Origin of the sequence: Lacrimispora sp. 210928-DFI.3.58, from assembly GCF_020554865.1 — a bacterium.
Classification (GTDB): Bacteria; Bacillota; Clostridia; order Lachnospirales; family Lachnospiraceae; genus Enterocloster.
In genome coordinates, this window is the sequence record NZ_JAJCIC010000005.1 from 94966 (window position 1) to 107466 (window position 12501).

Below are 12501 nucleotides of genomic sequence, written 5' to 3' on the forward strand. Positions count from 1 at the left end.
GGAGAAGTATGTGACTGCATTAAGATTATTGAATACGGAATCACAGGATAAAGCGGATTATCTTCACAACCAGTTGATAACAGATATAAATGTACCGAGTACATACTGGGAGTGTGCAGAGTCCTACCTAAAAGGTGTAGGGATATATGATGTTTTCCTTATAGAAGAACAGGATTTCCGTAATTATAAAATCTTTTTGCGTGAAACAGGGAACTTTACAAAGAAACAGGTATTTGAGCGAACTGGGTTCCTGCGAAATTTGAAGAAGACTCTCATCCAAGAAGAGTATAAAGAGTTGTTGAATGAAATTGAGCAGTGCAATACAGTGCAAGAACGCTTGAAAGGAAATGTCAGGAATTTCTTGATACGGCAGGGAATTCATCATGTAAAGGAAATTGATTATAGAATCAGAGAACTGTATGAAAGTGAGTTGCGCAGGACAAAAACTTCCTCTAAAGGTCTTGAATATTTGAAGACATTGGATCGGATCAAACAGTTTGATATCCGAAAAGAAATGGAAACCCTTTCTGGAAGAAATAAAGAGCGGCTCAAGTATGAAGGGCAAGTGATTTTTCTTCCCTATATACCGGATCAGGACATAGCATCAGATTTTGATTATATCCAAGATAAAAGCGAACTGGTATGGGATTTTAGTCAAAAGGCGCCAGAAACTTTAAAAAAACAAATTTTTCAGATTTTGTGTTATGCCTTGAGAAATATAAAAGACAGCAAGGATCGCAGAGTGCGCTATCTACTTCCTTTAAGGTGGATGTATGAGTTTTGCGTAGAGGAAGGAATTGATGATATCGAGCGGCTTGAACTGGAGCAAATAAAGAAATTGGAAACAATTGTAGCCAGGAAAGTTGCAAATGTGAAGAATAGTATGCAGATTGTGGATAACAGCCGCAAAATACTATTTATGAGTGGAAAAGAAATTCACTGGTATGCAAATGTCTGGTATATGGAAAGATTCAATTTTGCACCAGAGCGTGTAAATCCAAGCAATCCTGTGCAGCGACTCAGTTTTTACGAAGTGACGAATGAGAGAAACAGAGAATTGCTGCAAGAGTATATGAAATATCAAGTAGGTATCGGTGATTTAGCACTTGGAAATATACGAAATCAATTGTGTTATATTAAAAAATTTCTAGTTTACTTTAACACAGTGGAATCCATATGTGAAATTACGGAAGAACAGATAGCAGAGTATTTCAAACTTCTGCAGGAAGAGGAAATTAAAGCAGAAACAGTAAATAGACAGATATTTGATATTCACAGATTTTTTGTGTACTTAAATGCTAAAGGACATATCAAGAGAATAATTTTTGATCCGAATTATTACATCCAGAAAGTTTTTCCATATCACCATGATCGAAGTGTTCAGGAAGATGAGTATATGGAAATATTAAAAAAGCTGAAGTTTTTTCCAGAGGTACAAAGACTTATTTTTCTAAATTTATGGGCAACAGGATTACGGATTAGTGAAGTGTGTACATTAAAAGGAGGTGCATATTATTGGGATGGGGAAGATGCATGGATTAAGGTTTATCAAATCAAAATGAAAGCGGAAAAAATGATACCAATTTCATTGGTGCTTTATCAAATTATGAAAATTTATATAAAAAAGCATCATATTAAACCTACCGATTTCCTGTTTAAATCAAAGGATGGCGGGGCATATAGGACTGGTACATTTGTTAAGGGCTTCAAAGCAAATTGTAAGAAGTATGGAATACATATTTCGGGCGAAACATTCAAGACGCATGATTACAGGCATACATTGGCAAGTAGTTTCTATGATGAAGGAGTGTCCATTCAGACGATTCGGGATTATTTAGGGCATAACAATGAAAATATGACAAAGCAGTATATAGACTACATGCCTAAACGGATCGAACAGGCGAATAAGGAATATTTCAATCAGGCAGAAAATCTTCTTGCAACTGGAATTATTCCAAAGAAACGGGGTGAAAAAACTGGAAAATAAGATACATATCTATGAATTAGACTGCTATAAGAATGCGACTGAAGAACAAAAAAAGAGAATGAGGGTTCGGAAAGACCGTTACTTCGACCTGGAGGGACTTCCGTCAGAAGAAGTAAGAAAGCTCCTAGAAGATTTTGTCTGGGAAAGGGGAAAGAAACTTGCTCCAAGTAGTTTGGCATCTGAAATATTATATTTTAATAATATCCGGAATTTTCTTATAGAAAAGAATATTAAAATCCTGAGATATGAAGACGAGAATAAGATTATTTTGCAGCTAAAGAGTTGGATGATGGAAAAGGGATATGCCCTTACAAGTAAGAAGTATCGAAGCGTTTATGAAATTGTAGCAACAGAAACACCTGGCATAATAAAGCATATGAAGAAGATTCTGAGGTATTCTCAGAAGGATGGGGGGTGCTTAGAACAGGAGAGAGATGTGTGGGAATTGGACAAGTTTGAATTTCCTCTCCGCAGCAACCCGATAAAGAATGTAAAGACTATAAATTTTAAAGGAATTAGTCAAATAACAATCCGAAAAGAAGTTAAAACAGTAATTTTTATGCATTTGAAATATATGGCAATAGGAAGTATTATGGCTGAGGTGGTAGCGACTAAAAGATTTTGTAGATATCTGGAATTAAGGTATCCTAAGATTATATCATTACTAGATTTGACACGGGATATTATGGAAAGCTATTTGATCTATCTTCAGACAGAGGCAAAGGAAAGGAAAAATTATCGCTCTGATTTATATGGTCTACGAAGGGTAGTTGAAGATGTGGGAAATCATTATGATAGGCAGGATATCAAAAACCTATTTATAAGTACAGATTTTCCTAGCACGCCAAGATATCTATTTAAGTTTTATTCGGACGAAACCATAAAGAAGCTGAATGAAAACATTTTTCAGATGGATGAACAAATAGCGAGGGCGTTAATCCTTCATCAGCTGCTGGGAACACGAATTTCGGATACGCTTACACTAAAAACAGACTGTTTGAGTATAAGAGAAAATCGATATTTTATACGAATCGAGCAGGTAAAATCAATTACATTTGAAAAAGCAATTAGTGATGAAATAGCACAGCTTATTATAAAGTCAATTGATTATACCGAGGAACATTATGGAAAGACAAAATATATTTTTGTAAAAAAAGATGATCCATCGAAACCATTTCAGTATAGCATGCTCCAAAATCGAGTCATGCAAATGATTAGGAAAAATGATATTCGGGATGAGAATGGAGAATTGCTGAATTTTGGAACACATACATTCCGACATTGTTATGGGAAAAAGCTGACAGAAATGCATATCGACGACTGGATGATCGCAAGGCTTTTGGGGCATAAAACATTACAAAGTGTACATCATTACCGAAAGATTGGGAACAAGATAATGGCGGATGAAACGAGGGCAGTCAGAGAAAAAATCGATATGATTTTAATGGATGTGGTAAAGGAGTGGGATGGGTATGAAATATGATAAGATGATAGCTGTTAACAAAGCTGAGAGTGAGCAGAAAATAAAAAAGGCGATTCGGGCAATCGATGATATGAGTGCCAGAGGGATGCCGATATCTGTAACAGAATTGGTTCGTTGGACAGGTTTATCAAGAGGATTTTTTTATAAGAATATGCAAGTCCGTCAGAGACTTGAGGAAGCTGTCAAACTGCCACGGCGGATAGATGTACAGCAGCCATCTGAAGAAACAAATGTTGTGGGTTATAATTTTCAGGAATTGAAGAAGGATTTTAACAGCTGTCAGTCAGAGAATCAAAGGTTAAAGGTTGAAAATGAGCAGCTTCTCCAAAAGTGCAGTATACTTCAAAAAGAGGTGGACACATTGAAGAAACGGTTGGATCGAAAGGAGATTGCGTTGTTGAAAAAACTATAAAGGTTGTGATTAAAGATGAAAGCAAATAAAATCATCGAAATGAGCCAGGAGAAAAGTAGGAAAAAAGTAAAACTAGCAATGGAAGAAATTCAAAGAATGCGTAATGAGGGTGAAAGGATTACAGTTTCCGGATTATGCAAAAGAACAGGATTATCTAACTCGTTTTTCTACAGAAATGAAAAAATCAAAGAAGAAGTACATAAAGCTGTTGATATTCAAAATCAAAGCTATAAAATGAACATAGACGAAGCGGAACTCCTTGATGGGTATAAGGAAAAGTTGTTAGCTATGAGAATTGAAATTATAAAATTGAAAGCGGAAAATCAAAAGCTGGAATCAGAGTTAGATACTTTGCGAAGGCAACAGAAAGGTGTGAGTGATGTTAAATGAAGTATGATAAAATCGTAGGTCTCAAGAAACAACAAGAAAAAGAGAATTTAGAAATTATTCAGAGAGAGATTGATGCGATGCTCCGAAGAAAGGAGAGGATCTCGATTACTACATTGGCAAAATATTCAGGAGTTGATAGAAGTTATTTTTATAGAAATTTACAGGCCAAACAAATGGTAGAAGATGCACAGTTGAAGCAGGGGGAATGTTATAATCCTAAAAAGGCAATTTTTGATAGAGCAACTGAGGAAGTTAATAAACAGCTGAAAAGACAAATGATTTTATACAAGAGACGAATTAAAGAGCTAGAGCTGCAGATAGAATTACTAGAAGAGGAAAATCAGAGGTTGAAAGAAAATAGATAATTTTACATAAAGTAAGAGAGCAGACTTTTGGACAAGAGGATATCCAAGAGTCTGCTTTTTTACTAAATTAAAAAGAAAAATAATTTACACATCGGAGTGATGTGAAAGATAAAACAAGTATTTTCAAGCATTCCGGGGCAGGTACTGGATTTTATGGTGGTGCTTATTGGACTCGTCATTATATTTAAAAAGCAGATCACCACCCTGCTTGAGAACATTTTTAAGCAGATCAACAGTCAGTCAAAAGAGGTGTATTGATGGGAAGGAAGGGTGAGATCACCGTATTTCTGGCCCTCATCCTCATAAGCATATGTGCCCTGCTGTGCGGGATCGCGGAATCCGTCCGCACAGCAGGAGCGCGCTGCTATCTTCGTATGGCAGTGGATTCCTCCATGGATTCTCTGATGGCCCAATATCACAGGGAGCTTTGGGAGCAGTACCGTATATTGGGCCTGGAATCTGATGGGAGGGAGATGCTGGAGGAGGAATTTGTTCAGTTTGCAGAGCCCTACATAGAGGCGGAGAACTGGTATCCTATGGAGATCCGTCAGGCACAGGTGAAGGATATGGTGACGCTGACAGAGGGGGACGGAAGATATTTTGAGCAGGAGATCCTGGACTATATGAAATACGGCCTGATCGGCGTCCTGTGGGATGAGCTTGACGAGGAAGGCGCTGGCGGGCTTATGGCTGATCTGCAGGAGGGGGAGGGAGTAAGCCGGATATCAGATCTTTATGATGACCATGCAAAAGATGCTGTAAAGCTGGAAAAAGCCCTTGAGCGCATACAGGAGGCACTGTCCGGGCAGAAGGAGCACTGGGAAAGGGGAAGAGAGGCATTGGACTGCCTGGATGGCGGGGAATTTATCAGGGAGTGCAGGCAGGTGATAAAGGAGTTAAAAAAGCTTCCGGGGCTGGTGGAGAAATACGAAAGGCAGGCAGATAAGCTGGATAAGGCTCTGAAGGAGAGCAGGAGCAGATTCGAAGCAGAAGACGGCCTCAGAGAGGGAGTCCGGTCAGCGTTAGAGGATGAGATCAGCCAGTATGAGGCCTATACGGACCAGGAGGGACAGCGCAGAAGGGAGGCCTCTGCCTTAAAGGCAGGAAGCCAGGACAATATCCAGTTTGTGGAGCAATGCATCGAGGCAGCAGAGGAGGTCATGGATTACATCGATAACTGGGATCCTGAGGACGAGGAGGATGAGCTGGATGAGGAAGCGCTGTGGAGTCCGGTCCGGGCCCAGTGGGAGGGATATCCCATGCTGTGGCTGCCAGTTGAGTTTGGCATAGAGGACAAGGAGAAGGAACAGTTCCTGGAACAGGTGGGAGAGCTGGCAGGAAAAGGGCTTCTGGAGCTTGTTCTGCCGGAGGGGACTGTGGTGTCAGGGAGAAGGCTGAAGCTTAAGGGTGCTCCGTCAGCGGAATATGGAGGCAGCGGAAGGGAAACCCCATATTCCTCGGAGAGCGGGGTACAGGGGGTGGGAAATTTCCTGGACCGGCTGATCGTATGTGAATATGGAACAAGGTATTTTAACGGCTTTCAAAAGGAGCTTCCGTCAGATGCCTTTTATGAATTGGAATACATTTTATGTGGAAAAGAGGTGGACAGGGAAAATCTTTCCGGTGTGGTAACCCGCCTTACCGCCCTGAGAACAGGACTTAACCTGGCAGGCATTTTATCAGATACCGGAAAGCGCCAGGAGGCCAGGAGTCTGGCCATGGCTATCGTGGGAGGGACAGGCATGCTTCCTCTTGTTTCGATCATGACATTTTTTATTATGTCACAGTGGGCCCTGGGGGAGGCGCTTATGGATGTAAGGTGCCTTCTGGAAGGAGAAAAGGTTCCTCTATGGAAGTCAGAAGGGGATTGGAAGCTGGATCTTCAAGGGCTTTTAGATCTGGGAAAAAGCAGGAGTCTTGATCATACGGGAGGCTCAAAGGTCGAGAACCAAAAAGGAATTGATTATACAGGCTATATGCGCATGCTGCTGTTTGCAGGGTATGGAAGGGAGGAGGTGTACCGGATGATGGATGTGGTCCAGCTCAATATAGGAAAGGCACAGCCTGGATTCGCGGTGAAAAATTGTGCATGTCTGGTGGATATGGAGGCGGCAGCCTGTGGAAAACATGTATTTTTCTCGCTGGGCTTGTGGAAAGATCCGGCTCCGGACAGTGGATGGTCCTATGAAACGGCAATGGCTGTGTCGGGAAGCTATTTTGAGAAACAGTGATAATAGGGGAGGTTTATGATGATGCCCTTTTTTCAGCACAGAAAAAAGAAAAAAAGAACATGGTACTCCATACAGATTCTAATATATCAAACAATATTCGCACCTCTCCAAGTACGGATCCGCTGGTATAAAACTGAAAAGAGGGCATTATCATGGATCTCCCCTGGCTGGAAGGGAAGCCTGACACTGGAGGCAGCCTTAAGTCTTCCTCTGTTTTTGTTTGCCTGTGTCTGCCTCATGATGCCGATGAAGATCATGGACAGACAGAGACAGATACAGGCTGCGGCAGAGGCCGTAGGGGAAGAATTGAGCAAATATGCTTATCTGAGCAACTGCATGGAGCGGGGAAAGGCGGAAACCGTAGATGCAGAGCGGGAAAGGCTGGAGGAAGAGGAGGATTTTGGGTCCAGGGCAGAGTCTGCTCTGACAGCGGGCTATGCAGCCCTTGGGATCATGAGCAGGATCAATGGGGAGTGGGTCGAACAGGTATCCTTTGCCGGGACAGAGATCGGGCCGGATGAAATGGTACATATTGTCATGAGCTATCGCCTGCGCCTGCCCTTTTCCGTATTGGGGCTGGATAGTATACCTATGGAGACCATATGCAGCAGAAGGATGTGGACAGGTGCAGATGGAAACCGCCTCAGGAAGGGAGCTGGAGAAGAGGAAGAAGAGGAGGAGATCGTATATATAGGGAAGTCTTCCTCCAGGTTCCACCGGAACAGGAGCTGCCATTATCTTGATAATGACCTTAAACAGGTTCCGGCAGAGGAAATCGAGGGGTTGAGAAACCAGGATGGGAAGCGCTATCAGTCCTGCAAGGCCTGTGGCTCTGGCGGGGCAGAAGGGAGTGTATATGTGATGCCCTACGGTACGAGATATCATACATCGGGCAGCTGCAGCGCCATTATTGCCTATGTCCAGGCAGTGCCTCTAAGCCAGGTGGAACATTTGGGGCCTTGTTCCTATTGCGGAGGAGATTAACATATTGTACGTAGTTTCTATTGCGTACCAGGAGGTGGATAACAAATGGATCATATCAATGAGTGGATATTGAAGGGCAGCTTTCTCTGGTTCTCAGCAGCCGCTGCATGGCAGGATGCAAGGAAGAGGAGCATTTCCGTAAGAACCTTTCAGATTGCCGGAATGGCGGGGATCGCTGTGCGGATGTGGGAGGTCTGTTGGAAGGGAGAGGAACTAATGGCGGTCATGGCAGAAGGAGCATTGGCCCTCCTTCCGGGCATTTTCCTCCTTCTGCTGTCTGCTGTCACAGAAGAGGCCATCGGAAAAGGAGATGGCTGGTTTTTTCTCATATCCGGTATATATCTGGGATATCCGGGGAATCTGCTGCTTCTGGGCGGAAGTCTGCTTTTGTGTTTTCCGGTAAGCCTGTATCTGTTTTTAAAGGGCGTAAGGGAAGGCAGGAGGACAGGAGCAGTCCGTCTGCCATTCTTACCGTTTGTGTTTCCTGTTGGAATAGGGGTGATGCTTTTATGACAAGAGAAAAAAGGCGTTTACAGGGCAGTTTTACTGTGGAGGCAGCCTATATTATGGCTCTGGTATTTCTCGTGACAGCGGTTATCATAAGGCAGGCAGGGAGGCTTCACGATGAGACGGCAGGCGCAATGGTACTGCACGAAGGGGTGGAGAAATCCAGGCATGAAAAACAGGAGGATCCGGACAAAATTGCCCGGAAGGGCGAGGAAAATATGGGGCTGCTGCTGTCATTTCCGCTTTATCAGATGTCATTGGAGAAGAGAGGAAGGCAGATAAGAGGCTTTGGAGCAGGGGGAGACTGGGGTTATTCCATAGAGATGGAGGAATTCAGACCGGAGTGTTTTCTGAGGAAGGTAACATTGCTTGAAGATCTGGGTGAAAGAAATGAAGATTAGCTATATACGTGAGATGAAGCGCAGCTATCTGCTGGCGGAGCCGGAGAGAGAGGCTGTCTTGGAATATGAGGCTAATATGCTGGCTTCAAACAAGATACAAGGGCTTCTGAAAATGAGGATAAAATACAGGGATGGGGGAGCTGTGTATTACTATGATATTACCTCCAGGCAGCCCCTGGGAAGATTGCTTGAGACACATTCTGTTACATTGGAGGAGATACGAAGCTTCATGTTCCAGCTTCACGAGACTCTGGACCGTATGGAGCAGTTTCTTCTGGGAAATGAGGGGCTTCTTTTGGAACCGGACTATATTTATGTGGAGCCTGGGATCTTTGATGTGGGCCTGTGCCTGATACCTGGAAGGAAAGCTGATCTTGCGGAAGCCCTGAGCAGCTTTTTGCAGTATCTGCTAAAACACATTGACCACAAGGACAGGGAGTGCGTGGTCCTGGCATATGGCCTTTATCAGGAGAGCTTAAAGGAAAACTATGGGATCGACGATCTGCTGAAACTGATGGCAGACAGTGAAAATACTGCATTTTTACAGAATGAGGCGGAGAAAACCCCATGGGAAAAACGTTTATTATCAGCAGATAAAAATTCTGCGGGCCAGCCTCAAAGGGCTGATCGCGAGACGTCTCAGAGGAGCTTTGGGCAGCCGGAAACAGCTGGGATGAAAAAGAAACAGAAGGGAAGTACTGCAGGTACAGGTGTTATCTGGAAACAGGCGGCAGTGTTTTTCTGTGCGGCTTTTTTGATCTCTGGTGTGATCTGGCTGCTTGAAGGAAAGGCAGCTTTATTCAGATCATGGAAAATAATTGCTGCAGGAGAAGGATCTCTTCTTATATTCCTGATCCTGGGAAATCTTCTTTTTGGCTGGCTGTCCAAAAGAAAAAGGACATGGAACGCAGAGGAAGAGGAACCATGGCAGATCCTATATGAGGAAGAGGAGGAGGAAGCTGCGGAAGGCTGCAGTGGCCAATATTGTGACATGGGAGAGGAAAAGGAACTGCAGGAAGCCCAAGAGGCTGCAGGCGCATTTCAAACCGTTCTGTTAAGCGGCGGAGCAGAGGAGGGGATACACCGGCTGGAGGGTAAAAGGCCGGAGACAGAAGATATTATTATTTCGTATTATCCTTTTGTGGTCGGAAAGCATAAGGAGCTGGCAGATCATATTTTGAATAAGGAGACCGTAAGCCGTTTCCATCTCCGGGTTGACAGGCAGGGCGAGAAGTACACAGTAACAGATCTGAATTCCACCAATGGAACTATGGTAAGAGGAGTTCTGTTAGATGCCAATGAAACAGTGGAGGTCAAGCAGGGAGATGAGGTGATGATCGCGGACATTGGTTATATCTGGAAATAAATGGGTAAAAAGACGGAAGGGGGATTTTAATTTGGTTAGAAAGCATGTAATTTACTTAACAATTTAAAAAAATTATGTTAATATAAAAACTATCACTTACTAGCCAAGCGAAAGGAATATCCAGTTATGCAGTTTCTGCCGGAGGCAGAGAGCATGATAGAGATAAAAATAAAACTGTGGATCACACAGTGAAGGGAGGATTTTCATGATGACACATGAGAATTGTATTTTTTGTAAAATTGCGAATGGGGTGATTCCGTCGACTACCTTATTTGAAGACTCCGCATTCAGGGTCATCCTGGATCTGGGTCCGGCATCCAGGGGACATGCCCTGATCCTGCCGAAGAGCCATTTTGCAGATGTATGTGAGCTGGATGAAGAGACCGCTGCCAAGGTGCTTCCTCTGGGAGCAAAAATCGGGTCAGCTATGAAGAAATCCCTGGGATGCGCGGGCTTTAATCTGGTCCAGAACAATGGAGAAGCAGCAGGGCAGACGGTATTCCATTTCCATATGCATGTCATCCCCCGGTATGAAAATGGACCAGCCATGGTAAGCTGGACACCGGGAAAAGCTTCACCGGAAGAACTGGCGGAGGTTGCGGAAAAAATCAAAGGCAGCCTTTGATAAGCTGAACTGGATAAGAGATGAATACAGAAGATAAGATGCGGTTTGAAGCAATCTATCTGGAATACCAGGATATTCTAAGAAGGATTGCGTATAACAATGATATTCCACTTGATTATATTGACGATGTTGTCCAAGATACATTCGTAGCTTATGCCCGCTATGAATATGCACTGGATCTGCCGCCAGAGAGAATGAAGCTGCTGCTGACGAAGATTGTAAAAAGCCGGTGCATGGATTATCACAGAAAGATGAGGCGCAGAACAACAGAAGAACTGGAGGAAGAAGGCTTGAGCAGCGAAGATTATTGTATAGGACCAAGAACTCAGGGACTTCCGGAATTTGTAGTCAGCAAGGAGCGGTGTCAGGCAATACTGAAAGAAATTGAACATATGCCTGAAAACTGGAAGGATGTGGCAGTTTTAAAGCTGATCGAGGGACGGTCGACCAGAGAGGTATGCGCCATTCTTAACATTACAGAAAAAGCATGCTACTCAAGAGTCGGCCGTATCCGCAAATATTTGGAGAACCTTCTCCATAAGGAGAATTGGCCTTAGCCTATTTTGTGCAGGCCTCGATCAGAGACAGAACAGTCGCTACTGCATTGTTCAGGCTGCTGTGCTCCATGGCCTGTATATAGTCAGACCGGTGAGCATAAAGCTCTGACACAGCATGATACAGCGTTTCATCTGACAGAGCTTCCTCTTCCAGTACCATGCTGAAGCCCTGTTTGGAAAAGGAATTTGCATTTAGTATCTGATCGCCCCGGCTGGCTGCAGCAGAAAGCGGTATCAGAAGATTTGGCTTTCTCAGCGCAAGAAGCTCGCAGATGGAGTTGGCGCCAGCCCTGGAGATCACGATATCAGCGGCAGCAAACAGATGCTTCAGAGGAGCATCCACATATTCATATTGTACATATCCGTGAATGCCGATCAGGCTTTCGTCCAGATTGCCCTTTCCGCAGATATGTATGATCTGGAAGGAGTCTAAAAGGCGGGGAAGAATGTTCCTTACGGCTGTATTGACAGCCATAGAGCCCAGGCTGCCGCCGATGACCAGAAGCACTGGCTTGTCGGCAGACAAATGCGCATAGGAAAGCCCTGCCAGACGGTCTCCCTTTAACAGTTCCTCACGAATGGGGGAGCCGGTAAGGACAGCCTTGTCTTCAGGAAGGTATTTCAGGGTTTCCGGGAAATTGCAGCATACCTTTGCGGCAGAAGGGATGCAGATCTTGTTTGCCAGTCCGGGAGTCATATCGGATTCATGGATGATGACAGGGATCTTATAATGTTTGGCTGCCAGCACAACAGGTACAGCTACAAAGCCGCCCTTTGAAAAGACAACATCAGGGCGGTAGCGCTTCATAAGCCTTAAGGCTTCTCCATAGCCCTTCAGCACACGGAATGGATCAGAAAAATTCTTAAGATCAAAATACCTGCGCAGCTTACCGGAGGAAATGCCGTCATATGGAACACCTGCATTTTCAATGAGCTTTCGCTCAATGCCCTGATAGGAACCAATGTAGCGTATTTCATAGCCTGCCTCTTTTAATGCAGGAAGCAGAGCCAGATTAGGAGTAACATGGCCGGCTGTCCCTCCGCCGGTTAAAATAATTTTTTTCATAAAAACCTCCTAAATTTTATGTTTAGGCGGGGAAAAGCCGCCGCACAAACGTCTACTATTATAGTAAGCATTAACTGCAAAAAGTCAACCCTAAAGAATAAGGGAACTTCAGGAGATTTGGTAATCA

The 12501-nt window shown here is 43.7% G+C and carries 13 protein-coding genes and 1 pseudogene; 13 read left to right on the top strand and 1 reads right to left on the bottom strand.

Going from position 1 to position 12501, the window contains the following annotated elements; all coding sequences use genetic code 11:
- The first annotated feature begins 10 nt into the window (after positions 1-10).
- The 13 genes and pseudogenes from LIZ87_RS05135 (at position 11) to LIZ87_RS05195 (ending at position 11308) form a co-directional block, all read left to right on the top strand.
- Positions 11-1987: a tyrosine-type recombinase/integrase gene (locus LIZ87_RS05135; protein WP_227145667.1), complete on the top strand. Its 1977-nt coding sequence runs from the start codon at positions 11-13 to the stop codon at positions 1985-1987.
- Positions 1968-3470 carry a site-specific integrase gene (locus tag LIZ87_RS05140; protein WP_055650661.1) on the top strand — a complete coding sequence of 501 codons (1503 nt, stop codon included), beginning with the start codon at positions 1968-1970 and terminating at the stop codon, positions 3468-3470. The genes LIZ87_RS05135 and LIZ87_RS05140 overlap by 20 nt, the downstream gene beginning before the upstream one ends.
- Positions 3460-3882, top strand: coding sequence for a DUF6262 family protein (locus tag LIZ87_RS05145; RefSeq protein WP_002593737.1), 423 nt, complete (start codon positions 3460-3462; stop codon positions 3880-3882). Before LIZ87_RS05140 ends, LIZ87_RS05145 begins: the two co-directional genes overlap by 11 nt.
- 15 nt (positions 3883-3897) lie before the next feature.
- Positions 3898-4272, top strand: coding sequence for a DUF6262 family protein (locus LIZ87_RS05150; RefSeq protein ID WP_002593736.1), 375 nt, complete (start codon positions 3898-3900; stop codon positions 4270-4272).
- On the top strand, positions 4269-4637 hold the full coding sequence (locus LIZ87_RS05155) for a DUF6262 family protein (RefSeq protein ID WP_002593735.1): 369 nt from the start codon (positions 4269-4271) through the stop codon (positions 4635-4637). The genes LIZ87_RS05150 and LIZ87_RS05155 overlap by 4 nt, the downstream gene beginning before the upstream one ends.
- Before the next feature lie 153 nt (positions 4638-4790).
- Positions 4791-4895: pseudogene (locus tag LIZ87_RS05160) on the top strand (Flp1 family type IVb pilin); the annotation flags it as partial.
- The gene (locus tag LIZ87_RS05165; RefSeq protein ID WP_178313808.1) at positions 4895-6868 is read left to right on the top strand and encodes a DUF5702 domain-containing protein; all 1974 of its coding nucleotides are present in this window, start codon (positions 4895-4897) and stop codon (positions 6866-6868) included. The pseudogene LIZ87_RS05160 and the gene LIZ87_RS05165, both read left to right, overlap by 1 nt.
- Before the next feature lie 255 nt (positions 6869-7123).
- Positions 7124-7852, top strand: coding sequence for a hypothetical protein (locus LIZ87_RS05170; protein WP_227145668.1), 729 nt, complete (start codon positions 7124-7126; stop codon positions 7850-7852).
- Positions 7853-7897: 45 nt separating this feature from the next.
- Positions 7898-8365, top strand: a complete 468-nt coding sequence (locus LIZ87_RS05175) for a prepilin peptidase (protein ID WP_178316893.1) — start codon at positions 7898-7900, stop codon at positions 8363-8365.
- A complete protein-coding gene (locus LIZ87_RS05180; protein WP_178316894.1) occupies positions 8362-8760 on the top strand; it encodes a hypothetical protein in 399 nt (132 codons plus the stop codon). The genes LIZ87_RS05175 and LIZ87_RS05180 overlap by 4 nt, the downstream gene beginning before the upstream one ends.
- On the top strand, positions 8750-10126 hold the full coding sequence (locus tag LIZ87_RS05185) for a DUF6382 domain-containing protein (RefSeq protein WP_227145670.1): 1377 nt from the start codon (positions 8750-8752) through the stop codon (positions 10124-10126). The genes LIZ87_RS05180 and LIZ87_RS05185 overlap by 11 nt, the downstream gene beginning before the upstream one ends.
- A 208-nt stretch (positions 10127-10334) precedes the next feature.
- A complete protein-coding gene (locus LIZ87_RS05190) occupies positions 10335-10751 on the top strand; it encodes an HIT family protein (RefSeq protein WP_178313759.1) in 417 nt (138 codons plus the stop codon).
- 20 nt (positions 10752-10771) lie between these two features.
- Positions 10772-11308, top strand: a complete 537-nt coding sequence (locus tag LIZ87_RS05195) for an RNA polymerase sigma factor (protein WP_178313757.1) — start codon at positions 10772-10774, stop codon at positions 11306-11308.
- Position 11309: 1 nt separating this feature from the next.
- Here the strand turns inward: LIZ87_RS05195 and LIZ87_RS05200 are convergent, their stop codons facing one another.
- Positions 11310-12374: an undecaprenyldiphospho-muramoylpentapeptide beta-N-acetylglucosaminyltransferase gene (locus tag LIZ87_RS05200; RefSeq protein ID WP_227145672.1), complete on the bottom strand. Its 1065-nt coding sequence runs from the start codon at positions 12372-12374 to the stop codon at positions 11310-11312.
- Positions 12375-12501 lie beyond the last annotated feature (127 nt).